The organism is Bifidobacterium miconis (genome assembly GCF_019331735.1).
Lineage (GTDB): Bacteria > Actinomycetota > Actinomycetes > Actinomycetales > Bifidobacteriaceae > Bifidobacterium > Bifidobacterium miconis.
Window position 1 is genome coordinate 1 of sequence record NZ_JAHBBH010000001.1, and the last position, 24,093, is coordinate 24,093.

General features: G+C 67.1%; 20 protein-coding genes and 1 tRNA gene. 12 read left to right on the plus strand and 9 right to left on the minus strand.

Features of this window, described 5'->3' with window-relative positions; all coding sequences use genetic code 11:
* Positions 1-184: hypothetical protein (locus KIH79_RS00005; protein WP_219057505.1), on the plus strand; the 184-nt coding region annotated here is incomplete at its 5' end.
* 619 nt (positions 185-803) lie between these two features.
* Here the strand turns inward: KIH79_RS00005 and KIH79_RS00010 are convergent.
* The 3 genes from KIH79_RS00010 to KIH79_RS00020 form a co-directional block, all read right to left on the minus strand.
* Positions 804-2,918 (minus strand): GmrSD restriction endonuclease domain-containing protein, encoded by a 2,115-nt coding sequence (locus KIH79_RS00010; protein WP_219057506.1) that lies wholly within the window; start codon positions 2,916-2,918, stop codon positions 804-806.
* Positions 2,919-3,105: 187 nt separating this feature from the next.
* Positions 3,106-3,819 carry a response regulator transcription factor gene (locus KIH79_RS00015; protein WP_219057638.1) on the minus strand — a complete coding sequence of 238 codons (714 nt, stop codon included), beginning with the start codon at positions 3,817-3,819 and terminating at the stop codon, positions 3,106-3,108.
* A gap of 50 nt (positions 3,820-3,869) precedes the next feature.
* Complete coding sequence (locus tag KIH79_RS00020; RefSeq protein ID WP_219057639.1) at positions 3,870-5,285, minus strand: sensor histidine kinase; 1,416 nt, start codon at positions 5,283-5,285, stop codon at positions 3,870-3,872.
* Between the two features lie 279 nt (positions 5,286-5,564).
* Here KIH79_RS00020 and KIH79_RS00025 point away from each other — a divergent pair, with 279 nt between their 5' ends.
* The 3 genes from KIH79_RS00025 (at position 5,565) to KIH79_RS00035 (ending at position 8,215) form a co-directional block, all read left to right on the plus strand.
* Complete coding sequence (locus KIH79_RS00025) at positions 5,565-6,149, plus strand: Ltp family lipoprotein (protein WP_219057507.1); 585 nt, start codon at positions 5,565-5,567, stop codon at positions 6,147-6,149.
* A 118-nt stretch (positions 6,150-6,267) separates the two neighbouring features.
* Positions 6,268-7,098 carry a Bax inhibitor-1/YccA family protein gene (locus KIH79_RS00030; RefSeq protein WP_219057508.1) on the plus strand — a complete coding sequence of 277 codons (831 nt, stop codon included), beginning with the start codon at positions 6,268-6,270 and terminating at the stop codon, positions 7,096-7,098.
* 154 nt (positions 7,099-7,252) lie between these two features.
* Entirely contained in the window at positions 7,253-8,215 is a 963-nt protein-coding gene (locus KIH79_RS00035) for a DMT family transporter (protein WP_219057640.1), read from the plus strand.
* On the opposite strand, the gene KIH79_RS00040 is transcribed toward KIH79_RS00035, so the two are convergent.
* Positions 8,212-8,940 carry a GTP pyrophosphokinase gene (locus tag KIH79_RS00040; RefSeq protein WP_219057509.1) on the minus strand — a complete coding sequence of 243 codons (729 nt, stop codon included), beginning with the start codon at positions 8,938-8,940 and terminating at the stop codon, positions 8,212-8,214. The two genes, KIH79_RS00035 and KIH79_RS00040, sit on opposite strands and share 4 nt — an antisense overlap.
* A 143-nt stretch (positions 8,941-9,083) precedes the next feature.
* On the opposite strand from KIH79_RS00040, the gene miaB reads away from it, so the two are divergent.
* Together miaB and miaA are read left to right on the plus strand one after the other, a co-directional pair.
* Entirely contained in the window at positions 9,084-10,544 is a 1,461-nt protein-coding gene (gene miaB / locus KIH79_RS00045) for a tRNA (N6-isopentenyl adenosine(37)-C2)-methylthiotransferase MiaB (protein ID WP_219057510.1), read from the plus strand.
* Positions 10,531-11,562, plus strand: coding sequence for a tRNA (adenosine(37)-N6)-dimethylallyltransferase MiaA (gene miaA, locus KIH79_RS00050; RefSeq protein ID WP_219057511.1), 1,032 nt, complete (start codon positions 10,531-10,533; stop codon positions 11,560-11,562). Before miaB ends, miaA begins: the two co-directional genes overlap by 14 nt.
* A gap of 47 nt (positions 11,563-11,609) precedes the next feature.
* On the opposite strand, the gene KIH79_RS00055 is transcribed toward miaA, so the two are convergent.
* On the minus strand, positions 11,610-12,398 hold the full coding sequence (locus tag KIH79_RS00055) for a Fic/DOC family protein (protein WP_219057512.1): 789 nt from the start codon (positions 12,396-12,398) through the stop codon (positions 11,610-11,612).
* A gap of 83 nt (positions 12,399-12,481) precedes the next feature.
* Here KIH79_RS00055 and KIH79_RS00060 point away from each other — a divergent pair, with 83 nt between their 5' ends.
* The 5 genes from KIH79_RS00060 (at position 12,482) to KIH79_RS00080 (ending at position 17,428) form a co-directional block, all read left to right on the plus strand.
* A complete protein-coding gene (locus tag KIH79_RS00060) occupies positions 12,482-15,451 on the plus strand; it encodes a DNA translocase FtsK (RefSeq protein ID WP_219057513.1) in 2,970 nt (989 codons plus the stop codon).
* An 81-nt stretch (positions 15,452-15,532) separates the two neighbouring features.
* Positions 15,533-15,611: transfer RNA gene (locus tag KIH79_RS00065), tRNA-Leu, on the plus strand.
* A 144-nt stretch (positions 15,612-15,755) separates the two neighbouring features.
* Entirely contained in the window at positions 15,756-16,322 is a 567-nt protein-coding gene (locus KIH79_RS00070) for a 4-hydroxybenzoate polyprenyltransferase (RefSeq protein ID WP_219057514.1), read from the plus strand.
* Between the two features lie 126 nt (positions 16,323-16,448).
* On the plus strand, positions 16,449-16,853 hold the full coding sequence (locus KIH79_RS00075) for an FKBP-type peptidyl-prolyl cis-trans isomerase (protein ID WP_033494901.1): 405 nt from the start codon (positions 16,449-16,451) through the stop codon (positions 16,851-16,853).
* A gap of 95 nt (positions 16,854-16,948) precedes the next feature.
* A complete protein-coding gene (locus KIH79_RS00080) occupies positions 16,949-17,428 on the plus strand; it encodes a GreA/GreB family elongation factor (RefSeq protein ID WP_033494795.1) in 480 nt (159 codons plus the stop codon).
* Positions 17,429-17,606: 178 nt separating this feature from the next.
* Here KIH79_RS00080 and trhA read toward each other — a convergent pair whose 3' ends face one another.
* A complete protein-coding gene (gene trhA / locus KIH79_RS00085; RefSeq protein ID WP_219057515.1) occupies positions 17,607-18,512 on the minus strand; it encodes a PAQR family membrane homeostasis protein TrhA in 906 nt (301 codons plus the stop codon).
* Positions 18,513-18,668: 156 nt separating this feature from the next.
* Here trhA and KIH79_RS00090 point away from each other — a divergent pair, with 156 nt between their 5' ends.
* Complete coding sequence (locus KIH79_RS00090) at positions 18,669-20,156, plus strand: sensor histidine kinase (RefSeq protein ID WP_219057516.1); 1,488 nt, start codon at positions 18,669-18,671, stop codon at positions 20,154-20,156.
* Positions 20,157-20,288: 132 nt separating this feature from the next.
* Here the strand turns inward: KIH79_RS00090 and KIH79_RS00095 are convergent, their stop codons facing one another.
* From KIH79_RS00095 to KIH79_RS00105, 3 genes are all read right to left on the minus strand, one after another.
* On the minus strand, positions 20,289-20,564 hold the full coding sequence (locus KIH79_RS00095) for a WhiB family transcriptional regulator (protein ID WP_033494792.1): 276 nt from the start codon (positions 20,562-20,564) through the stop codon (positions 20,289-20,291).
* Positions 20,565-20,638: 74 nt separating this feature from the next.
* Positions 20,639-22,534 (minus strand): FtsK/SpoIIIE domain-containing protein, encoded by a 1,896-nt coding sequence (locus KIH79_RS00100; protein ID WP_236023478.1) that lies wholly within the window; start codon positions 22,532-22,534, stop codon positions 20,639-20,641.
* Between the two features lie 120 nt (positions 22,535-22,654).
* The gene (locus KIH79_RS00105) at positions 22,655-24,091 is read right to left on the minus strand and encodes an LCP family protein (protein WP_219057517.1); all 1,437 of its coding nucleotides are present in this window, start codon (positions 24,089-24,091) and stop codon (positions 22,655-22,657) included.
* Positions 24,092-24,093: the final 2 nt, after the last annotated feature.

Here is a 24,093-nt window from a genome sequence, read left to right on the forward strand (position 1 = left end):
CTTGCCGGCGGCAGTCTTCGCTGTCATGGTTTCCATTGTCTCAGTCGGCATGCTCATCACAGGCCCCTTTCCCGCCGGCCTCACGACCGGCGATCAAAGCCAGTTACACACATTCCGAGACAGTCCCGCTCTTCGTATTTTGGTGGCTCTTCGTGTTTTGGTGTGTATGGGTTGTGCGGTCTGATTCGGGGTGTCGCGGCGGCTTCTTGCGAGGTAGTCCTTCCTTGCCGTTGCTTGGCTGGAATGATTGTGGGTATGGGCGGGATGTCTGCGACGGTGATTGACCGGGGAATGACCGCCGCTGATCCCGTCGGGAAACGGTCGTGGGCATAACCGGTACATGGCGCATCCCGATTCGTGGGCACGGACGGTACACGCAGACGATCGTGGGCATGGACCGGCCACGAAGAACCGGCTCTGAGCCCGTACGTGGTCGGTGTATGCCCACGATCCTGTAGGCGGGCGGACAAGTGGACGGTTCATGCCCACATTCAGCCGAGGAAACCGAGAAGACGCCGAGAGATGCCGCCAACATCACAGGACGGTGAAACCATGCCGGACGCGGCAGCCACCGCTGCCGCTGACCGCGCAGCATCGTGAGATAACACGATAGCAATGCAGCAAGCAAGCCAACACCTCATACACACCACAATGCGAAGAGCCGGTTGACGTGCTGATACGTTGCCGGCCTTAATCGTCATGTGATGGGCTCTGACCGCCCCTCAGTCACCTCGTGACGGCTCCCCCTGACAAGGGGATGACAAGGGGAGCCAAGAGGAGAACGGCCGTGTACGTCTAACGGGTCAGTGGTTCTGACGGTATTCCTTCCAGATGTCGCTGAGCTTGCGGCCGTCGGCGGTGCGCTTCCACACGTCCAGGCCGCCCGACGCGCGTCCGCCGGCCGCAGCCCGGGCCGCCGCGGTGGGGGATGAGTATTCGGAACCGTCCTCCAGGCGGAACTTGCCGTGGTCGGTCACGGTCACCGTCCACCGTTCGCCCTTGCGCGGACGCTCCCACACCAGCGTCTCGCCGGGAATGAGCAGCCCGGCCTTCACCACCTGCGCGATGGTGACGCGCTGGGAGCCGCGCCCGGTCTTGCCCACGGTCGCGCCGGCGTCCTTGGCCAGCTGTTCGACGTCCTGACGGGTCAGGTCGGCATGGCTTTCGTCGTACCGAATCTCCCAGTAGTCGGCGATCAGCCGGATCGTCTCCTCCTGCCGGTGCCGAATCATCGCCGGCGTGCATTCAGCGAAGTCCGTCAACTGTCGCGTCAGCGGATACCGTCGCGAATCGGCGCGCAGCAGCATGCGGTCGCGTCGGCGGCCGTACGCCGCGATGTGGTCCAGCTGATCGGCGCTGCCCTGCACGAGCGCCATGTTGCCCAGCCGGTACATCCAGTAATCGTGGTCGTCCTGCGACCACGACGACCACGAGGCGTCGTCGCCCGTATCCAGCGGCATGATCGGCAGCGCGCTCAGCCTGCGCGGACGGGCGATCCTGCTCTCGGCACGCTGTTCGTTCGCGCGGATCAGCAGCAGCCGGACCAGTTCCTCATCGCCCTGCATTTCGCCGTGCAATCGCACCAGCGCGCCGGCGCGATCGTCGGGAGTCACGGCCAGCCCACGCACAAGCCGCACCGGATAGCCCTTGTCGAGATCACGCATCGCCGCCGCGGCATGCCCGCGACGATCGATGGACGGCGTGCGGTTCAGCGTATCCACGCCGGTCACGCGTTCAAGCGCGGCGAGCAGCTCCTCGAGCCGTTGCCGGTCGTGCAGTCCGAGCGACGCCTCGGTGACCGTTTCGCGGCGCGAATGCGAACCGCGCTGCGCGAACGGCGACAGCCCCTGCTCGCCGAGTTTGCGGAACGAGTTGACCAGCGCCCACATGGCCACGGGCTTCCACTCATGGCCGGGATAGTCGCCGAGCGCCTCCAGCCGGTCGCGCACCGCGGCCGACAGCACCGTGTCGTTCGGGTGCCCGATGATGCGCCATGCCATCGCGTACGGGGCGAGCACGCGGTCCACGAACGCGGGAACTGTGCCGTTCGCCACATGCGGCTGGATCACGTCCGTGAGAAAATCCTCGATGAGCTTGCCCGTGGCCGGCTTGTGCGTGAGCGCCATGTGCAGGAAGGAGAAGAATTCTTCCGTGTCGCGCGGATCGTCGCCGAGCGGATCCATGACGTCGTCCCAGCGCGTCGCGTAGGCGTCGAGCTCGGCGGGCCTGAGCCCGGACGTGGCGCGCGCCTTGAACACGTCGGATGGGGTGAGTGGCAGGCCGCGCATGTTCATCACGTCGAAGATGCGGTGCGCGCCGTCCAGATCGTCGGTGGTGACGATCACCAGCGTCACCCCGTTGACCAGATAGGATGCGAACGTGTGCCGTTCGTCGTCGCTGAAGCGTTCCAGCGCATCGTACGCGGTCTTCGTGTTCACCATGATGTTGCGTTGCGCGGTGCTCGACAGATCCTCGTCGGTCAGGTCGAACAGCGCCTCGAGATTGCCTTCCTGCACGTATTCGCGGAAGAACGCGGCGTCCCGTTCGCGCAAGGTGAGCCGCGGCTCGTTGCGGATGCCGCGCAGCTTGTCGCCGGGCTCGACGATGAGCGCGTCCAGCAGCCGCATCCACTCTTGGTCCTTCTCCAGATCGCGCAGCGCGGCGATGATGATCGACAGGGACACCAGCCGCTGCTGGCCGTCGATCACCTCGAACTTGGTGCCGCCGGCGCGCACGAGGATCAGCGAGCCGAGGAAATACGGGGTGCCCGGGGTCTTGCACGCCTCCTGAAGGTCGGAGATGAGCTGCAGGACATTGGACGCCTTCCAGATGTAGGCGCGTTGGAACGAGGGGATTTCGAATCTGAAGTCCGGGGTGAACACCTTGCCCAGCGGCAGTTCCTTCGCGTTGATCGCCATGATTTGCCCCCTCGTGCGTCGATGATCTGCACGGCCCAGCCTACCAGCGGCCGCCTATGTGCCGTCCGCGCGACGGCGGGCGTGTCGACGGGCTGTCTGCACACGTTGGCACGACGTGCCATGAAGAACGGCATGCCGTGAAGACGGCGTGCCATGGAGTACGGCGGGCCGCGTCTGGCATCCGCGGTCAGCCGACGGGCGGCAGATCCGCGCGCTCGACCAGCCGGGCCAGCTGCACGCGGTTCATGCTCAGCTTGTCGGCCGCGCTTGACAGATGCGCCTTCGCCGTGCGCTCCGAAATGAACATGCGGGCCGCGATCTCCGCGTTCGACAAGCCTTCCGCCGCCAGCAGCACCGTCTCGCGCTCGCGGGCCGGCAACGCGTCGAGCAGGCGGCGCGCCTCGTCGCGCCGGCCGACCGGCCGCTGGACGCGCAGGTCGCCGATCAGCTGGCGTTGACTGGCCGTGTTGAACTGCGGCGCGCCCTCGCACACGTCAAGCACGCGGCGGATGATGTCGCCCGGCGCGTCCGTCTTCGACACGAACCCCTCCGCGCCCGCCTCCACGGAACGCTCCACCGTGTTCGACGGGTTGAGCGACGTGAGCATGAGCACGTGCGGCGCATGGGGAAGCGCGCGCAGCCGACGGGCCGCCTCGATGCCGTCCATGCCGGGCATGGCGATGTCCATGAGCACCACGTCCGGGCGTTCGGCGGCGGCGCGCTCCACCGCGCCGGTCCCGTCGGTCGACGTGGAGACGACGCGGATGCGCCCGTTCGAATAGTCGGTGAGGATCAGACCCATCGCCTGGCAGACCATCGGATCGTCGTCGATCACGCTGACCGTGACCGTGCGCGACGTCTCCGCCGCGTCGCCGCCCGTCGTTCCGGCACCGGAGGGCATGCCGCCGATCGATGGGCCATCGGCAGGTGGAATCGGCTGTACTGTGCTGTTCACGGCTTCATTGTACCGACGCGACGAGGTCGGTCGGTCCCGCCGCCGTCGGCGAGTCCGGCCGCGCGTGCGGTCCCGGCCGCCGGCCCTGCCGCATCGGCCATCGTCCACGGCAGCGTCACATCCACATGGAACACGCGACGGTCGTCGAACCCGTAGCGGCACGTTCCTCCCGCCTCCTGCACGCGCGCGGCCAGTCCCGGCAATCCGGCGCCCCCGCGCCCGCGCTCCGGCGTGCCCGCGTCGTCGGTCGTGACGGCAACGTCGCCCGCATGGCCCGTCGGATTGCTCGCATGCACGTGCACGCCGGCGTCCGGCCCGGCCGTGACCTCCAACGACACCGGCGCGTCCGGCGCATGCCGACGCGCGTTCGTCAGACTCTCCTGCACGGCCCGATACGCGACTTTGCCGATGCTGTCATCCAAATCGCCCAGCTGACGGATGTCGATCCACGTGTCTATGCGCTCGCCGGCCTGCCGTGCGTCGTCGAGCAGCGCGGTCAGCGACTCGCGCGTCAGCGCCGTGTCGTCGGTGGGCGCAAGACGCTCCCACGCCTGCTGCGGATGGCGCAGCATGTCGATGACCGAATGCGCCTCGTCCAGCGCACCCGCCGCCTGACGGCGGATTTCGTCGGCCTTGGCCGCAACCGTTTCGGCGGCCCGCCGCGTCTCCTGCGGATCGGCCGGTTCGTGTCGGCCGTCGGGGGAGACGACGTGCGCCAGCCGGTTCGCCTCGGCCTGCAGCGCGCTGGCGTTCAATGCGATGAGCGAGAGCGAATGGGCGAGCGTATCGTGCGCTTCGGCGGCGATCGCGTCCGCCAGCTGCTGGTTGTCCAGATCGTTTTGCAGATGAGCCGCATGATGTTGCGCGGCGCGCGTTTTCGCGTCCGCCTCGTGCAGTCGCGCACGCGATCGAATGTGCAGTCCCGACAGTACGGAGACGGTCACGCCGGTCAATGCGACGACTATGGCCGTGGCGATGATCGTCGGCTCGCCGACCAGCATGACCAGGTCGCCGCCGTACGCGCCGCCCGTGTACGGTTTGGCGAAAACCAGATGCCACAGCGACGCCTCGGCCGGCTGCAGCGCGTCGCGCAGCTGCGCCCACACGGCGACCGGCGTCGCCGCGGCCACCGCGCGCACGGTGCGCACGATGCCGGACCGACGCGCGATCAGCGAGCACAACGCCATGAGCATCAGCAGCGGATCGTACGGGAACAGCACGGTGACCGCCAGACAGATCCAGAACACCGGCTCGGGATACTTCGAGCGGGCCACCAGCGCAAACGGCCAGACGCCCGACAACAGCAGACCCAGAACGATCCACAGGTAGCGTCCGTCATACACTCCGTGCGAATAGATCTGGGCCGCCATCGATGACTGCACCACGCACATGGATATCGCGCACGGAATCATCAGGCACACGCACCAGAACCGAGTGCGCACCGGCACTTCGTCGTCCGCCATCCGCGTGGCTGCCTGTCCGGGCATACGGCCGGACGCATCTCTCCGTACTCTCATGCCTTCCCACTGTATTGGCACGTCCGCTCCGCCGCCATTGGACATGCGGGCGGCGTTGCGTTGCTCCGATTGCCCGAACGGGCGCCGAACTCCGCCCATTCGTCCACTTACGTCGCATGCGCCTCGCCGGTAGCGTCATAATCACGCGATTCCACGCAAGAGAAAGAAGGAACCATGGCAAAATCCACGTCGAACCGGCAGAACGTCGCCGAGACGAAAAAACCGTTCTGGAAACGCTGGTGGTTTTGGCTGATCGTCATAGTCGCCGTGATCGCCATCGGCGGCAGCCAGGCGGGCGGATCGAAAACGGCCGACGTACCGGCATCGCAGACGCAGTCCCAGACGAAAGACAGCGAACGGACAGACGGCACGGATCAGGAAACGCAACCCCAGCAGCAGGCACAGTCATCGACCGAATCGCAGACGGAGCAGAAGTCGGAGTCGTCCGACGTTCCCGCCGACTATCGGTCCGCGCTGAAGCAGGCCGAATCGTATTCCAACACGATGCACATGTCCAAACAGGGCATCTACGACCAACTGGTCAGCGAATACGGCGGCAAGTTCTCCGCCGAAGCCGCGCAGTACGCCATCGACAACGTCAAAGCCGACTGGAACGCGAACGCCTTGGCAAAGGCGAAGACCTATCAGAGCGAGATGTCCATGTCCCCGGAGGCGATCCGCGATCAGCTCACCAGCGAATACGGCGAGAAATTCACCGCAGAGGAAGCCGACTACGCCATCCAGCATCTCAATGACTGACGAGTTTGTGCGGATAGTGTGACTGTTGTCGGCCTTCGCCTTGCTTGCGGCTGAAATTCAGGTGATTCCAAGGTGGGGCCCCGTAGGATGGGTGCAAGTCACCAGCTAAGGAGCAATCATGGCATTCGGCCAGCAGCCGCAAGACGGCAACAACCAGTACCCGTACGGCCAGCCGCAATACGGCCAGCCCCAGTACGGACAGCAGTACCAGCAGTACGCGTACGCGCCCAATGGCACGGCCGCGATGAACGCGCAGACCGCATATTCCTACGAGGAGGTGCAGTCGGCCAAGCGCGCGTCCGTCACCAAGGCGTACGCCGAGATGACGATCGGCCTGCTCATCACCGCGGCCGTCGCCGTCTTCGCGCAGGTCAGCGGCGCGTACATCGCGTTCCTGCAGGCCACCGGCCTGATCGGCATCATCCTGTTCGCCGTCATCCAGGTCGGCATGGCGGTGTATCTCGGCGCCCGCATCATGAGTATCAAGGCGTCCACCGCGCGCGTCATGTTCTACGTGTACGCGGCGCTCATGGGCTTCACCCTGAGCTCGATCTTCATGGTCTACGACCTCGGTTCGATCGGCGTCGCGCTCGGCATGACGGCCCTGTTCTTCCTCGTGCTCACCATGTTCTCGCTCACCACGAAGATGAACATGCTCAAGGCCGGCCCGATTCTCATGGTCGCGCTCATCGTGCTCATCGTCTCGCAGCTCATCCTCTCGTTCCTGCCGGTGAGCGGCATGACGCAGCTCGTGTGCGCGATCGGCCTGATCATCTTCGCCGGCATGACCATGTACGACGCGCAGCAGACGCGCGCCCTGCTGTCCGCCTACGAGGCGCAGGGCCCGGAGATGATCAGGAAGGTGTCGATCGTCTGCGCGCTCAACCTGTACCTCGACTTCGTGAACATGTTCCTGTACGTGCTGCAGCTGCTCGGCAGCCGCGACTAGCACACGCAGCCGTCGCGCCGGCTGCGGCGCACGCGTGCATGCGTCTCTCGCGAAAGCCCCGTCCATGATTCGTTCATGGCGGGGCTTTTCCGTTGCATGCCGTCGGCGCGCGACGGTAGCGTGGTGCCCCATGAAGAAGCAGGAACTCGTCGGCATGGCATGCCTCGTGCTGACCGCACTGATTTGGGGATTCGCGTTCGTTTCGCAGGTGCAGGGCATGGATTCCATGACCCCGCTGTTTTTCAACGCGACCAGATTCACGCTCGGCGCGCTGTCGCTCATGCCGTTGCTGCTGTGGAGGCGCGCGAAGCGGCGCGCTGCCGGCGGCGTCGATGACGGCGGCGACGACGTCCATGCGGCCGCGGTGGGAGAGGGGGCCGCCGGCAACGCCGGCGCGGCTTCCGCAGTCGCGCGGCTGCTCGCCAATCCGGCGATCGTCGGCGCGGTGTGCGGCGTGTTCCTGTTCACCGCGAGCACGCTGCAGCAATACGGCATCCTGTACGGCAGGTCGGCGGGACGCGCCGGGTTCATCACCGCGCTGTACATCGTGATGGTGCCGTTGCTCGCGTTCGTATTCCTGCACCGCCGCGTGCACTTGGTGACCATGGCCGCCGTCGTGGTCGCTGTGATCGGATTCTATTTCCTGTGCGTCACCGACGGGTTCGGTTCGCTCACGCTGGCCGACCTGCTCCTGCTGTTCACGGCCGTGCTGTTCGCCGCGCACATTCTCGTGATTGACACGCTCGGCGCGCGCGTGGATCCGCTCGTGCTCTCGTTCGGCCAGTTCGTCACCACGGCCGCGCTCAGCTGGATTGGCTCGCTCATCGAAGGCTCGGTGAACTGGGCGGGCGCCCTGCAGGGCTGGGAAGCCGTGCTCTACGCCGGCATCGGCTCCGTGGGCATCGCGTACACGCTGCAGGTAGTGGGCCAGCAGTGGGTGCCGCCGACCCGCGCCAGCCTCATCATGTCGCTCGAATCGTTCTTCTCCGTCGTCGGCGGCGCGCTGCTGCTCGGCGAGGTCATGACCCCGCGCGGCTACCTCGGCTGCGCGCTCATCTTCGCCGGCACCATGCTTGCCCAGCTGCCCGCCAACCCGTTCAAGAAGAAAGCTGACTAGTCCGCCTTCGGGGCCTCGCCGACCTGCGGGGCTCCGTTGATGTCGCGGTGGATGTTTTGCATCTGCGTTTCGATGTTCTGCAACGATCGCGCGCAGTCGAGCAGCGTCTGGGAATGCTCGCTGAGCCGCGAATCCGGCAGATCGGTCTTGTAGCGCAGCGCATGCTCGAGGCTCGCCCAGTAGTCCATGGCGATCGTGCGGAACTGCACTTCGACCGGCGTGTAATGGGCGCCCGACGACAGGAACACCGGCACCGCGTAGATCACGTGCAGCGAACGGTAGCCGTTCTGCTTCGGATTCTTGATGTAGTCCTTGACGCGCAGCACGGAAATGTCGCTTTGCGCCGACAGGTAGTTCGACACCGAATACACGTCGTCGCGGTAGTTGCAGATCACGCGCACGCCGGCCACGTCGAACAGGTTGTCCCGGATCGAGTTCACCTTGAGCGGCAGACCCTTGCGCTCCAGCTTGCCGAGGATCGAATTGACCGACTTGAGGCGGCGTTCCATGTGATGGATCGGATCGTGCGCGAACCGCACCTGGAACTCGGAGTCGAGAATCTCCAGCTTGGTGCTGATCTCGTACATCGCGCCCTCGTACACCTGCATGAGATCGACGAATTCGGTGATCTCCTCGGCGGGGAAGCGGCCGTCGTCGAAATTGACGGCTTTGAGACGAGCCTTCAGCTCGCCCGTGTTGATGCGGCTCTGTCGGTCAAGTATCACGGTTGTCCATTGTAATCGCGCGAATGCGGAGGACCTGAAAATTCGCTGGGTACGGGTGCGCAAGGACGCCGGACACGGCTCCGCCGGAGGCCCGCACGCGCCGGCGGAGCCGCTGGGCGGCCCAATCGTTACGATGGAATGCTATGAACGAAGACATGATGACTGAGGCGGAGCGCGCCTCGAAACGGTCCGAGACGGCCGCCGGCGTCGGCGACGCGGTGTCCCGCGGCAAGGGCGTGTACTACGTGCACACGCTCGGCTGCCAGATGAACGTGCACGATTCCGAACGCATCGCCGGCGTGCTCGAGGCCGACGGCTACGTGCCGGCCAGCGAGGATCAGGTGATCGACAAGGACATCGACCTGATCGTCATGAACACGTGCGCGGTGCGCGAGAACGCGGCCGAACGCATGTACGGCACGATCGGCCTGTGGGCGCGGATGAAGCGCGCACGCCCGAACCTGCAGATCGCGGTCGGCGGCTGCATGGCGCAGCTTGACCGGCAGAAGATCGCGAAGAAGGCCCCGTGGGTGGACGCCGTGTTCGGCACGAAGAACATCGGCTCGCTGCCGCGTCTGCTCGATCAGGCGCGCGTCGCCGGCGAAGCGCAGGTCGACGTGGTCGACAAGCTCGACTATTTCCCGAGCCAGCTGCCGACCGCGCGCGCCTCGCGCGTCTCGAGCTGGGTGTCGATTTCGATCGGCTGCAACAACACGTGCACGTTCTGCATCGTGCCGACCACGCGCGGCAAGGAGCATGACCGCCGCCCCGGCGACATTCTTGCGGAGATTCGCCAGTGCGTCGACAATGGGGCCAAGGAGGTCACGCTGCTCGGCCAGAACGTGAATTCGTTCGGCTACGGCATCGGCGACCGGTACGCGTTCAGCAAGCTGCTGCGCGCGTGCGGCGAGATCGACGGGCTGGAGCGCGTGCGCTTCACGTCGCCGCATCCGGCCGCGTTCACCGACGACGTGATCGCCGCGATGGCCGAAACGCCGAACGTCATGCACCAGCTGCACTTCCCGTTGCAGTCCGGCTCCGACCGCATCCTGCGCGCGATGCGCCGCTCCTACCGCTCCGCGAAGTTCCTCGACATCTTGGGCCGCATCCGCGAGGCCATGCCGGACGCGCAGATCTCCACCGACATCATCGTCGGCTTCCCGGGCGAAACCGACGAGGATTTCGAGGAGACGATGCGCGTGGTGCGTGAGGCCCGCTTCTCCTCCGCGTTCACGTTCGAGTATTCGCCGCGCCCCGGCACGCCGGCCGCCGCGATGGAACAGGTTCCGCACGAGGTCGTTCAGGAGCGTTTCGAGCGTCTCGTCGCCCTGCAGGAGCAGATCACGGCCGAAAACCTCGCTTCGTTCGAAGGGCGCGACGTCGAGGTGATGATCACCGGAGTGGCGGGCAAGAAGGACGCGGCCACGCACCGTGTGACCGGACGCGAGCGCACCGGCGTGCTCACGCACATCGGCGTGCCCGAGGGCGAGCCGATGCCCGAGGTCGGCGACTTCGTCACCGCGACCGTCACGCACGCGGCCAAGCACAATCTCATCGCCGATCCGGATCCGGCCAAGGGGCAGACGTATCATGTGCGTCACTGAGCAGTCCGGGCATGCGGAACGGCCGACCGTCGCGCCGCGCGTCGTGTCGATCGTCGGACCGACCGCATCCGGCAAGACGGGCCTCGGCATCGCCATCGCCAAAGCGTTGCAGGCGCGCGGCCAGCGCGCCGAAATCGTGAACGCGGACGCCTACCAGATGTACCGCGGCATGGACATCGGCACGGCCAAGGCCACGGCCGAGGAGCAGGCGGCGGTTCCGCACCATCTCGTCGACGTCATCGAACCCGACGACGCGATGTCCGTCGCGCGGTTCCAACAGCTGGCTCGCGAGTGCATCCGTGATCTGCAGGCGCGCGGCATCCGCCCGATCATGGTCGGCGGCTCCGGCCTGTACGCGCGCGCCGCCATCGACGACATCTCCTTCCCCGGCACCGACCCGGACGTGCGCAAGCGGCTCGAGGAGCGGGAAAAAACCGAGGGTGCGGGCGCGCTGTTCGCCGAACTCAAGGCCAAGGATCCGGTCGCGGCCGCGCGCATGGACCCGCACAACCCTCGGCGCACCATCCGCGCGCTCGAAGTCATCGAAGTGACCGGCAAACCGTATTCGGCGAGCCTGCCGCACTACCGGTACGTGATCCCCACCGTGCAGATCGGCCTCGACCTGCCGCGCGAGGAACTCGACCGGCGCATCGACATCCGCACCAAGCGGATGCTCGACGGCGGATTCATCGAGGAAGTCGAACGGCTGCGCCCGCGGCTCGGCGTCACCGCCAGCCGCGCGCTTGGCTACCAGCAGGTCGTCGACTATCTCGACGGCCTCGCCGACCTCGACGACACGTTCATGGACATCGCGCAGAAAACCAAGAGGCTCGCCCGCAAGCAGATGGGCTGGTTCGGCCGCGACCCGCGCATCCACTGGCTGCAGGCGCTCAATCCGAAGCTGCTCGACAACGCGCTCGCGATCATCGAACACGCGGACGCCGGCGACTATGACGCGATCGACGCGCGCGCCGACGAATACACGCAGCATCATCTGGGCGACATCGGCCAGGTCTGAGCGTTCGGACGCAGTGGCGGGCGTCGTCGGCGGGGGAGCGGGTGCGGTCAGTGCGCCGGGCCCTGCTCCCAGCCAGCGATCAGGAACGTGCGCGTCGGATTCGCCGGACGCACGATCGCGCCGAACAGCCGCTCGAACCCCGTGGTGTCGCCGCGGTACGCCGCATGCTTGGCTGTCTTGTACCCGTCGCGCGTCACCGGGCCCCAGTCTAGGTCCCAGCCCGCATCATGGGCAAGGCGCGAGGCGAAGATGCGCAAGGTCATCGCGTTGCCGCCCTTGAACGGGTGTAGATAGCCGAGCTCGTCGTAGACGTGGGCCAGCTCGCGCACGAACACGTCGCGGTCCAACGCGACCAGATTGCGCTTGTCGGCCAGCTCGGTCGCGATGTTGAGCGCGCCCGTCTCGATCAGCGCGGCGGGGAAGAACGTGTCCGGATTGCTCGCGATCGCGCGGTCGGACGTGACCTCGCGCGTCGTGTTCGACGTGCGTAGACGGCCCGCATCGGAGAACACCCCCTCGAACAGGCCGCGGTGAATCGCCTCAAGCTCGTTCAGGTCGCCTTCCGCCGGCCAGCCGCGCTCCACCAGCAGCACGGTGCGCGCCACGATGCCGCTGGCATGATCGGCCGCATGGTCGTCAAGGCTCCCGTCCGCCAGACGCGCCGCCGCAAGCCCCGACGTTTCGGCGTCCGCCGCGTCGATCAGCGCGGACACGTCGATGTCGCCGCGCTCGTATCCGGTCAGGGCCCGCATCGTCGCGTCGCCCGGCCTCATCGCTTCCAACGCGCAGTTCTTCAGTGCAAATGCGACTGCGCTCGCACGTTCAGCTGGAGTCATAGGGCCATCCTAGCGGATAAACCGTGAGGATGCCGGCAGCAACGGCGCGAAATGACGTGGTTTGGGTAGAATCGTGAACCGCTATGGCACGAACATCATCATCTGAGAAGAAGAAACCGCAACCCGCCGGACCGTCCGAGGCCGACGAGCCGGTCTGGAAGACGATCCTGCTGGCCGTTCCCCGGGCGCTCGGCGCGGCGGTCCGATCGGTGTCCGGAGTCGGCGAATTCGATCCCGCCTACCGTCGCGACGGCCTGTGCTTCCTGATGCTCGTGCTCGCCATCTGCTTCTGCGCGTCCGAATGGTTCCGCGTCAACGGCGTGCTCGGCCGGTTCCTGCACGCGATCGCGGCCGGCCTGTTCGGCGTGATGAGCGTGATCGTGCCGGTGCTGCTCGCGATCGTCGCCGTGCGGCTCATGCGCAATTCCGGCAAGGGATCGGACAATCCGCGCGTGGTGACCGGCTGGGTGCTGCTCCTGTGGGCGGTGTGCTCGATCATCGACGTGGCCGTCGCCGCGGACACGCCCGGCTTCGACATCGCCGTCCTGCAGCGGGCCGGCGGCCTGCTCGGCTTCGCGCTCGGATCGCCGCTGGCATGGGGCCTGTCGAATGCGTTCGCGATCGTCGTGTTCGTCGTCGTCGCGCTGTTCTCGCTGCTGCTCATCACGCGCACGCATGTGACCGACCTGCCCGGCAACGCCCGTGCGCTCGCCGACCGGCTGCACCTGTTCGACGGCGCGCATAACGGTTCGTCCAGAAAACGCGGCGCGTCCGACGACGAGCAGTCCCAGTTCCCGAACGAAGTGCGCGTCGGCGACGGCACGCTTGCGTTCGCCGACGGCGTGCCCGCGCACGATGGGACCGACGACGACGCCGATGACGGGCGCGGCGCGTCGGCGCGCGGGGGATTCCTTTCCCGCCTGTTCTCCTCATTCCGCCGCAAAGGCGACGAAAACCGTTCACTCGACCGTTACGCCGGCGACGAGGCGTTCGACCATGCCGCCGAACGCCACGGTCAGGCCGCGGAAACGCATCTGGACGGAGGCGCGGGCTCCGCGCATCCGCGCACGGTGTCGTCGAGCGGTGGATACGGCGCCATGGGTTCGTCCATGCCGATTTCCGGCGGACTGCCGCATGCCGTGCCGTCGGGGGCTCCCGTTCCCCGGTCCGTCACGGGCACGGCGTCGGCCGGTTCGGCGGGCATGCCCGGCGCGGACCCGTGGGCCGGCATCGGCGTGGACGGCACGACCGTCATGCCGTCCGGCACGACCCCAACAGTCGCCGAGACCGGCGGGGAACGGGTTGACCCGCACACCGGCGAGCTGCTGGACGACGTGCCGTCCGGCGGCGCATCAGGATATGTCGGCGGAGCCGTGCCGTCATCGTCCTCCTCGTCCGTCACTCCGATGGTCGCGACGCCGTCCGCAACGGCCGCGACGCCGGACGGATCCGGCGTTCCCGCGGCCTGGGCGGCCGACGCGGCGGGGACGCCCGCCCAGGCCGATCAGAACCTGCCGTACCAGCTGCCCAGCCTCGCGATCCTGACCAAGGGCCAGCCGCACGCCGCGCGCACCCCGGCCAACGACCACGTCATCGCCGCGCTGACGAACACGTTCCAGCAGTTCAACGTCGACGCGAAGGTCGTCGGCTTCCTGCGCGGACCCTCCGTCACCCAGTACGAGGTCGAGCTCGGCCCCGGCGTCAAGGTCGAAAAGGTCACCAACCTGCAGAAGAACATCGCGTACGCGGTGGCCAGCTCCGACGTGCGCATCCTCTCGCCGATCCCGGGCAAATCCGCCATCGGCATCGAAATCCCGAACGTCGACCGCGAAATCGTGCACTTGGGCGACGTGCTGCGAAGCGACAAGGCCGTCAACGACCCGGCCCCGATGCTCACCGGCGTCGGCAAGGACGTCGAAGGCCACTTCGTGACCGCCGACCTGACCAAAATGCCGCACCTGCTCGTCGCCGGCGCGACCGGCTCCGGCAAGTCGAGCTTTATCAACTCGATGCTCACGTCGATCATCATGCGCGCGACGCCGGAACAGGTGCGCATGATCATGGTCGACCCCAAGCGCGTGGAGCTGTCCGCGTACGCGGGCATCCCGCACCTGCTCACGCCGATCATCACCGACCCGAAAAAGGCCGCGCAGGCGCTCGAATGGGTCGTCAAGGAGATGGACGCGCGCTACTCCGACCTCGAGTTCTTCGGATTCCGCCACATCAAGGACTTCAACAAGGCCGTGCGCGAGGGCAAGGTGCACGCGCCCGCAGGCTCGCAGCGCAAGGTGGCCCCCTACCCGTACATTCTCGTGGTCGTCGACGAGATGGCCGACCTCATGATGGTCGCCAAAAACGACGTGGAAAGCTCCATCCAGCGCATCACGCAGCTTGCACGAGCCGCCGGCGTGCACCTCGTGCTCGCCACGCAGCGTCCGTCCGTCGACGTGGTCACCGGCCTCATCAAGGCCAACATCCCGTCGCGTCTTGCCTTCGCGACCTCGTCGGCCACCGATTCGCGCGTCATCCTCGACACCACCGGCGCCGAGGCGCTCATCGGCCAGGGCGACGCGCTGTTCCTGCCGATGGGACTCGCCAAGCCGTTGCGCGTGCAGGGCTCGTGGGTGAGCGAATCCGAAATCCGCAAGGCCGTCGAATTCGTGCGCACCCAGCGCAAGCCCAGCTACCGCGAGGACATCGAACAGATGGCCAAGGAGGCGGAGAAGTCCGCCGCCGAACCGGACGAGGAGATCGGCGACGACATGGACGTGCTGCTGCAGGCCGCCGAACTCGTCGTCACCACGCAGTTCGGCTCCACGTCCATGCTCCAGCGCAAGCTGCGCGTCGGCTTCGCCAAGGCCGGCCGACTCATGGACCTGCTCGAATCGCGCGGCGTGGTCGGCCCGTCCGAAGGCTCCAAGGCGCGTCAGGTGCTCGTCCAGCCGCAGGACCTGCCCGCCGTGCTCGCGTTCATCCGCGGCGAGACGAGCTCGCTGCAATCGTCCGGCGGCGACGCCGGGGCCGCGCCGGACGGATCGGGCGCACTGGTCTGACATTGCGCAATGCCGTGCGCTCCCTCCCGCGCGCATGGCGTACAATATAACGGTTGGCCGTTGCGACATGCTCCGGCCGACGCCCTCGTGGCGAAATGGTATACGCAGTCGACTTAAAATCGATCGCTTCGGCTTGCGGGTTCGAGTCCCGCCGGGGGCACCTTTCTTACGCTGCGCCGCATAAGCGTTATCCGGCGGACAGCCGATCCGAGACGATTCGGAAACATTCGGTTTTTCTCGTGCTTATAGACTGACCCGCGAATTGATACGCGAACGGCCGAACAAGGCCGGGGGAGGGATGACCATGGCCGGTTGGCTGGACGTGAGCCGCGAAACTGAGGACGGGCTGCCCACGATGCTCGTGCAGGCGGTCGTGATCGCCGCCGCGATGTGCGTATGCGAACTGGTCAGCGCACCCATCTACGTGACGATGTCCGGCGACGCGTTCAACATCCTGCCGTGGTTCCTCGTCGCCTCGCTGTTCGCCGTCGCCTTCACCTGCACGGTCGGTTTCATTCTGCTGTGGGTCGTCGAATCGCTCACCGCGCGCCACAGCCTGCCCAAGCTGCTGCCGTTCGTCTACGCGCTCGCCGGACTCATCGGCTTCGCCGCATGGGGCTACGCCGTCTATCCCGCCGTCATCGACTCGATCGTCGTGCCGGTCGGCGGCACGGCGCTCGCCGCGGGCGCGAAGCTCGGCATCGGCGTCAACTGCGCGGCCGCCGGATTCGTCTCGTTCTTCTTCGGCGCCATCCTCACGCCGCGCATCGCGGGCCGTCGCGCCGCGGTGATCGCGGCCGGCGTCGCCGCGCTCGCGATCGCCGCGCTGGGCGGCGTCGTGTTCGCCATGACCATGTCGACGCTGTCCTGACCGGTCGCCCCAGCCCGCGACGCCGGATGGCGCCGCCCGTCGCAACGCTTGCGCGGTGCGGCGAGGACGGGTATCCTAAGGCACATTGTGCGCGGCGATGCCGCGTGTATCGACAAGGAGGAACACATGGCAGCGAACATGCCCAAGGTCAACGCCGAATTCGGCGCCACGCCGACCATCGAATTCGAGGGCGAGGCTCCGGCCGGACTCAAGGCCGTCGAGCTCGTCGAGGGCGACGGCCCGATCGTGCGCCGCGGCGACACGGTGACCGTCAACTATCACGGCGTCGTGTGGGGCAAGAGCGAGCCGTTCGACTCGAGCTTCGCCCGCCACCAGCCGGCCAGCTTCGGCATTGGCGTCGGCCAGGTCATCAAGGGCTGGGACCAGACCGTGCCGGGCCACAACGTCGGCTCCCGTCTGGTCGTCTCCATCCCGCCGGAGTACGGCTACGGCTCGCGCGGCGTCCCGCAGGCCGGCATCGGCGGCGGCGACACGCTCGTGTTCGTCATCGACATCATCTCCACCCGCTGAGCGACGGGACACCCGTCCAGCAAGCGGACGCGCCGGCGCAAGTCGGCGCTTTTTTCGTACACTGACTCAACAGACCTAACCAAGGAAGGACCATCATGGGTGAAGAAAAGGCCGTCCCGCTGACGCAGGATGCGTACGACAAGCTGAAGGACGAACTCGCCTACCGCGAAGGCCAGTACCGTGACGAGATCACCAAGCGCATCGCCGCGGCCCGCGCCGAGGGCGATCTGTCCGAGAACGGCGGCTATCAGGCCGCCCGCGAGGAGCAGAGCAAGAACGAGGGTCGCATCAACGAACTCATCGTCAAGCTGCGCAACGCGGTCATCGTCGAGGCCCCGAAGGCCGGCACCGTCGGCAACGGCTCGCTGGTGACCATCGAACTGGCCGGCAACGAGATGACCTACGTGCTCGGCGCGCGCGACATGGCGTCCGTCACCAAGTACGACGTGCTGAGCGAGGATTCGCCGATCGGCAAGGCCATCATGGGCGCCAAGCAGGGCGACACGGTGAGCTATCAGGCCCCGAACGGCCGCACGATCAGCGTGACCATCAAGGAGGCCAAGCCGGTCGAGTGACGCGGCTCCCGCGGCCGGTTCCGACTGCGCGGCATTCCGTTGACGAGGGGGCTTCCTGCCCGGGTTTCGGTGTGGGAAGCCCCCTCGCGCATTTGGCGGGCGGAACCGCGGGGGCGCGCGGTCGGCGGCATCGGGTGCATCCGTGATCCGTTGTCCGGCCGTCGCGTCGGCGCGTCCGCTAGTGCCAGAGCGAGACGATCACCATGTAGATCGCGACCATATGGCATGCGTATCCGGCAACGGTGCCGGTGTGGAAGATCTCGTGGAAGCCGAACACGCGCGGCCACGGGTCGGGCCTGCGCAGCCCGTAGACGATCGCGCCGGCGATGTAGCACGCGCCGCCCGCGCCCAATAGGATCACGACGGTGGGCCCCGCGTACGGGGACGTCCAGAACAGGCTCATGAACGCGACGCCCGACACGCCGAAGATGATGTAGACGATCACGTACAGCCAGCGGGGCGCGCCGATCCAGATCACGTGGATGACGAGCGCGACCAGCGTGCACGCCCACATGCCGGCGATGATCGCGTCGCGCCAGTGCGGCGCGAGCGCGAACGAGACGGGCGTGTACGTGCCGGCGATGAGCAGGAAGATGTTCATGTGGTCGATGCGGCGCAGCACGTCGGTGACGCGCGGCGACCAGTCGCCCAGATGGTAGGCGGCCGAGTTGCCGAACAGGACCAGCGAGCAGGTCATGAACACGGCGCACGCCCATTTGAGTCCGGCTCCCTGCGCGAGGCAGATGAGCACGATGCCGGCGGCGAGTGCGAGGGGCGTGGCGACGGCGTGGATCCAGCCGCGCAGGAGCGGCTTGGGCCGGCCGTGCACGTCGAGTCGGATCTTGCGCTCGACCTCGGCGGGGGAGATGCCTTCGAGGCGGGCCGCGCGCGTCTCCGCCTTGGCGATGACGGCAAGCGCCTTTTCCTCGCCGTGCCGGCGGATGCGTTCGGCCTTGGCCTGCGCTTTGACGCGTACGGCGTCCGCCTTGGCCTGCAGCGCCGCCTCGCGCGCCTTGGTCGCGGCGTCGCGGGCCGCCTGTATGGCCGCGCGTTTGCGCGCGACCTCTTCTTCGGAGACTGCCATCGTTCCTCCCATCGACGATTGCTGTCGATATCGGCGTCGGCATAGACAATAACCTACGCTACCGTAACCTACGATAACGTAACCAATGTGTTTGTCAAGACCGTGTTCGGCATGGGCATGTTCGCGTGACGCACACGGTTGCGTATGATGGTGGGCATGGCTGATTTCACACAAGTACTCGCTACACGACCCGACTTCGACGCGGAGGACCGCGAATGGCTGCACCATCTGGTGGGCGACTGGCAGGTCATCGCGGACCTGAGCTTCGCCGACCTGCTGCTCATCGTGCAGGACGGCGACGGCCATTACGTGGTGGCCGAACAGTGCCGCCCGTCCACCGTCTCCACGCTGCGCACCGAGGACGTGGTCGGCGACCTCGCCCCCGAAGACATGATCGGCGAGCTCGACGCGGCCATGAGCTCCGAAGTGGTGTTCCGCTCCACCGTGCTGCGCAACGTCGGCAAGTCCACCGTATGCAACGTGTACGCGCCGGTGCGCCACAACGGCAAGACGCTCGGACTCGTGGTGCGCGAGACCAACATGGCCACGCGCGAATCCAACGGCCGCAACGAGTCCGAAAGCATCAACGCGGGCAAGCAGCTCTACGAGATGATTCCGCGCGGCCAGTTCCCCTACACCGATTCGGTGATGAGCCAGCGGCACATCGCGCGCGTCTCCGACGGCTTCATCGTGCTCGCCGAGGACGGCGTGGTCCGCTACGCCTCCCCGAACGCGATCAGCTGCTTCCGCCGTCTCGGCTCGCTGGTGACCATGCAGGGCAAGCTCCTGAGCGAAGTCGGCACGCAGCTCCTGCACGAAAACGATCCGCTGCCCGAATCGCTGCCGCTGGTTTTGAGCGGCAAGGCGGCCATCGACTCCGAGCTCAACGCGAACCGTTCCGCGGTGTCCATGCGCTCCATGCCGCTGTACGGCACGAACGGGCGCACGGGCGCGATCATCCTGTGCCGCGACGTGACCGAGCTGCGCCGCCGCGAGGAGGAACTGCAGACCAAGGACGCGACGATCTCCGAAATCCACCACCGCGTCAAGAACAACCTGCAGGCCGTCTCCGCGCTGCTGCGCCTGCAGGCGCGCAAGACCAAGTCCGAAGAGGTCAAGAAGGAACTCGAGGAGGCGCAGCGCCGCGTGCAGACCATCGCGATGGTGCACGAGGGCCTGAGCCAGACCGCCGACGAGATCGTCGACTTCGACAAGGTGATCTCCAACCTGCTCAAGATGAGCGTGGACCTGGCCACCATGCGCGACCAGCACATCAGCATCGAATACGTCGGCCAGTTCGGCATGATGCCCGCGCAGGACGCCACGCCGCTGTCGCTCGTGCTCACCGAGCTGATCACCAACGCGGTCGAGCATGGCTTCGAAGGGCGCAAGGAGGGCCACATCGTCATCTCCGTGGGCCGTTCGGGCGCGAACCTCAACGTGGTCGTCGAGGACGACGGCTCCGGCCTCGACCACGAGGAAAAGAACGGCATGGCCCGTTCGAGCGGTTCCGGCCTCGGCACGCAGATCATCAACACGTTCGTGACCAACGACTTCGGCGGCAGCGTGCACTGGGAGCCGCGCCGCGAGGGAGGCACGCGCGTGGTGCTCGACATGAAGCTGCGCGCCGCGCAGGACGAGTGACCTCGCACGCTGCGAGGCGCATACGCGAAGCGGCCCACGGGAAAAGATCCCGTGGGCCGCTTCGCGTATGAGCCGCCGCATTGGTTCGGATATCCGGACACGCCCGATCGCGCAGGCTCCACTCCGGCTGAATCAGATCTGCTGCAACGCCTGGGAGCGGCGGGCACGCATCGCGCGGCGCTTGAGCGCGCGGCGCTCGTCCTCGCTCAGACCGCCCCACACGCCATAATCCTGATTGGTGTCCAGCGCGCACTTCAAGCACGCGTCGATGACCTTGCAGGTACGGCAGACGGCCTTGGCCTCCTCGATCTGCTGATATGCCGCGCCGGTGTTGCCGACCGGGAAGAACAGTTCCGGATCCTTGTCTCGGCACGCGGCCTTGGCTCGCCAGTCAAAAGCACTGCTCATCGTATCGCCTTCCTCATTCCACAGGACTCATGTCTTGTAACCACTACACAGATAACCACGAAACCACCGACTTTTCAAGAGGTTACGCTTACGGAATTGCCCGGGGAGTCCGCGCGGAGGCATTGGACCGGCGTCGCGCGCCCCCTGTCGATCAGCACCGCGCGCCCCGGCGTGTTCAGATCTTCGTGGGTGAAACGGGCCAGCAGATCGGACGGAATGCCGCTCGACAGATCCGTCGGCCGGTCGCCGGTGGGGAAGACGACGCGCGTCGTGCAGTGTTCCGGCACGCGCACGTGGCGCATGGTGAGCGCCGCGAAGATCACGGTGACCGCGGGATCGCGCAGCGCCGCGCGAAATTCGGCGCACAGCGGATCCTCGCCGAGCGGGTCGAGCAACGGATCGGCGTCGTCGGCGAGCCAGACCATGCGCGGATGCGCGGGCGGCTGCGCGCCACGCGACGCCGTGCCGGTCGCGCCGGCATCCGGCACGGCGCGCGCCGGGCCTCGTACGATGGAGGACTCCATGCCGTGCGCGGTGCGTCGGCTGACCCGCAGCTGGACGGACGGCACACCGCGCAGCATCGAGCCGATGACGGACAGCACCGTCGATTTGCCGCGACGGTGGGCTCCCACGATCGCGACGTTGCCGAGCGTGACCGGAAGCGTCGCGGTGCCCAGCGTCACGCCGTCGTCGGACAGCGCGAACGGCACGGTGTCCGGACCGGCCGCCGCGTCGGACGGGGGCAGGCACGCCGCATCGGCCAGACGCGGCAGCGGCGCGCTGAACAGCGGATCCGCCGCCCTGAGCCCGCAGAAACGCTGCGCCGACAGCATCGCGTCGACCGCCGCGTCGATGTCGCGCACCTCGCAGCAGCGCATCGCCTCGATCGTCTCGCCGTCCGAACAGTAGGCCGCGCCGGGCAGCGACGGGCTGATGGACGCCGCGTCCGACACGCCGAGCAGCTCCTTCGACTGCATCGGATCGCGCACGCGCAGGCAGATGTTGACCGCGATGTTCGCCTTCATGTCCGCGCTGACCTGTCCCTGCGGGTTCTGCGTGCACGCCACCAGGTGCATGCCCAGCGACCGGCCGAGCGCGGCGATGCGCACCAGACGCCCGACATAGTCCGGCAGCTGGCTGCGCAGCGCGTGAAATTCGTCGACTACGATCATCAGCCGTGGGGGAGGGGCGGCCATGCGCTGCACGTCCGCCACGCGGTGCTCGGCGACCAGCCGTTCGCGCCGGCGCAGTTCGCTTTCCAATGCCTCCAGCGCGCGCGTGGCGTGCGCCAGGTCGAGATCGCACACGTTGCCGGCCACATGGGGCATGCGCGCCAGCGCGCTGAACGCCGAACCGCCCTTGAAGTCAAGGAAGACGAAATGCAGGCGATCAGGCGGATTGCGGCAGGCCAGCGACAGGCACCACGTCTGCAGCAGCACCGACTTGCCCGAGCCGGTCGTTCCGGCGACCAGCGCGTGGGGACCGCGCCGGGACAGGTCCAGCAGGAACGGCCCGCCCTCCCGCATGCCGAGGAGCGCTTCCATGCTCGGCGGTTCCAGCCAGCGGCGCACGATATGGCGCCAGACCAGTGGTTCGTCGCGCGGATCCGGCCATGCAAGGGATTCCCAGGACCGTGATGCGATGGCGCCGAACGCCTGGCGCGAATCGCCGTTTTCGGCGCCGACGCCGGCGGAGGGCCTATTGCCGGAGACGCCGCCGGCCCCGTCCGGCCCGGACGCGGCGCCGCGCTTCCCGCCGGACATGCGCGACAGGGCAAGCAGCGCGGACGCGGAGCATCCGATCAGTCCGGGCACGACCATCATCGCGAACATCCAGCGGCGTTCGGCCACCATGACGACGAGCATGACCAGCTGCGCGCCGATCGGCGCGACCGCAGCCGCAACGGACAGCGCGCGCGTCCTGCGCCCGCTGTCGTCCTGATGCCGTCGTGCGTCCCTGTTGTTGCCCATACGGCGAGTCTGCCGGGCCGACCGACCGAACGCAAGCCGAAACGGGGGCTGTGGTCGAAAGGTCGGCATCGGCGTGTCGCACAGGCTCCGCGCGGCGGCCTCGTCTCGGCCGCGCGGCGATCAGCCGGCCGACTCGGCGAGCGTGCCTACGGTGCCGCTTTTGTGCGTGCCCGCAGCCAGCTGCGCAAACAGTTCGGTGTTCGCGGAATCGTCCAGCAGCACGCTCGAACCGACGCCGTCCACGTAATAGTCAGGATCCGACCAGTACACGCTGCCGTTCACCCCCGCGTCTGCGGTGGCCGCACGGAACGCGAGCGCCATGGCGCACAACGTATATGGATTCGTGTTTTCGTCCACGGTGATCGAGTCCAGCGAGGCGGACGCCAGCTTGGCCAGCTTGGCGGGATTGGCGAGCGTGGAGGCGCTCATCGCCTTCTTCATCACCGCCGCGATGACCTGACGCTGCCGGGCCGCGCGTCCGAAATCGCCCTGCGGATCGGCGTAGCGCATGCGCGAGAACGCGAGCGCGGTGGTGCCGTCCGCCTTGTGGCAACCGGATTTCCATTCCAGCCCCGAATACGCGTCGCTGACGTCCTGGTCGTAGCACAGTTCGACGCCGCCGATCGCGTCGACCACGTTCTTGAGCCCGCCGAATTGGATTTCGGCCACATGATCGATCTTCTGCCCGGTGATCTGTTCGATTTCGCCGACCAGCGCCTTGTTGCCGTACGCTTGGTCGACCGAGTTGATCTTCATGTACTGGCCGTCGACCTCTACCAGCGAGTCGCGGGGAATCGAAATGAGGGAGCTCGGACCGCTTTTCGGCTTGGTCAGCACGAGAATCGTGTCGGTGCGGAAGCCTTCGATGGTCGAATCGTCCGAACCGTTCACGCCGGCCGTGCCGTCGCGCTTGTCCGAACCGAGCAGCAGCCAGCTCGTGGCCCCCGACGTGTCCTTTTTGCCGGTCAGCCACGCGGCGTGGCCCAGATTGCCGTCCACCCAGTTCCACGCGCCGAACACGGCGAGCGCGAGCAGGACGACCAGCGTGGCGAGCACGCCGAACATGATGTGCGCGGGATGGTGCCTGCGACGGGCGTGGGTTCGGCCGGCGCCGCTGTTGCGAGGCTGTTCCCGCGGGGACGTCTCGTTCCGGACGGGGGACGAGACGTCCCCGCGGTGCGCGGCATGGCGTTCGTGCCCGGAGGTGCGGTGATGCGTCGGCATCGGCTGCGGGCGCGACTCGGCGGGCGGCGACACGGGACGCGCCGCCGCGTTGGCCGTCGATCCCGAGGAACGCCGCGCGGTGCGGGAAGCCGCCGACGGGGCGAAGCTCTGCGGCTGCTGCGGATCGAACCTTGCGGCCGAAGACGTTCCGGAAACGCCCGAAGGGCGCTGCTGCGGGCGTTTGGCGGGAGCGGGGGAAAAGGAAGGCGGTTCCGACGGGTTCGGCTGGGGCCGTCGCGCATCCCCGGTCGGTCGGGTCGAGCGTTTGCGGGATCCGGAGGGTATGAAGCTGGGCGGGGTCGCCGAGTCCATGCCTTCGCTGCCGTCAGCCATAT

What these genes read in the sequence shown, in the direction of transcription:
- KIH79_RS00105 (WP_219057517.1), bottom strand. Translation starts at nt 24,091, where the DNA reads ATGGCTGACGGCAGCGAAGGCATGGACTCGGCGACCCCGCCCAGCTTC.
- KIH79_RS00080 (WP_033494795.1), top strand. Translation starts at nt 16,949, where the DNA reads ATGGGTGAAGAAAAGGCCGTCCCGCTGACGCAGGATGCGTACGACAAG.
- KIH79_RS00015 (WP_219057638.1), bottom strand. Translation starts at nt 3,819, where the DNA reads ATGCCCTCCGGTGCCGGAACGACGGGCGGCGACGCGGCGGAGACGTCG.
- KIH79_RS00025 (WP_219057507.1), top strand. Translation starts at nt 5,565, where the DNA reads ATGGCAAAATCCACGTCGAACCGGCAGAACGTCGCCGAGACGAAAAAA.
- miaB (WP_219057510.1), top strand. Translation starts at nt 9,084, where the DNA reads ATGAACGAAGACATGATGACTGAGGCGGAGCGCGCCTCGAAACGGTCC.
- KIH79_RS00090 (WP_219057516.1), top strand. Translation starts at nt 18,669, where the DNA reads ATGGCTGATTTCACACAAGTACTCGCTACACGACCCGACTTCGACGCG.
- trhA (WP_219057515.1), bottom strand. Translation starts at nt 18,512, where the DNA reads ATGGCAGTCTCCGAAGAAGAGGTCGCGCGCAAACGCGCGGCCATACAG.
- KIH79_RS00100 (WP_236023478.1), bottom strand. Translation starts at nt 22,534, where the DNA reads ATGGGCAACAACAGGGACGCACGACGGCATCAGGACGACAGCGGGCGC.
- KIH79_RS00030 (WP_219057508.1), top strand. Translation starts at nt 6,268, where the DNA reads ATGGCATTCGGCCAGCAGCCGCAAGACGGCAACAACCAGTACCCGTAC.
- KIH79_RS00070 (WP_219057514.1), top strand. Translation starts at nt 15,756, where the DNA reads ATGGCCGGTTGGCTGGACGTGAGCCGCGAAACTGAGGACGGGCTGCCC.
- KIH79_RS00095 (WP_033494792.1), bottom strand. Translation starts at nt 20,564, where the DNA reads ATGAGCAGTGCTTTTGACTGGCGAGCCAAGGCCGCGTGCCGAGACAAG.
- KIH79_RS00035 (WP_219057640.1), top strand. Translation starts at nt 7,253, where the DNA reads ATGGCATGCCTCGTGCTGACCGCACTGATTTGGGGATTCGCGTTCGTT.
- KIH79_RS00055 (WP_219057512.1), bottom strand. Translation starts at nt 12,398, where the DNA reads ATGACTCCAGCTGAACGTGCGAGCGCAGTCGCATTTGCACTGAAGAAC.
- KIH79_RS00060 (WP_219057513.1), top strand. Translation starts at nt 12,482, where the DNA reads ATGGCACGAACATCATCATCTGAGAAGAAGAAACCGCAACCCGCCGGA.
- KIH79_RS00020 (WP_219057639.1), bottom strand. Translation starts at nt 5,285, where the DNA reads ATGATTCCGTGCGCGATATCCATGTGCGTGGTGCAGTCATCGATGGCG.
- KIH79_RS00075 (WP_033494901.1), top strand. Translation starts at nt 16,449, where the DNA reads ATGGCAGCGAACATGCCCAAGGTCAACGCCGAATTCGGCGCCACGCCG.
- KIH79_RS00010 (WP_219057506.1), bottom strand. Translation starts at nt 2,918, where the DNA reads ATGGCGATCAACGCGAAGGAACTGCCGCTGGGCAAGGTGTTCACCCCG.
- miaA (WP_219057511.1), top strand. Translation starts at nt 10,531, where the DNA reads ATGTGCGTCACTGAGCAGTCCGGGCATGCGGAACGGCCGACCGTCGCG.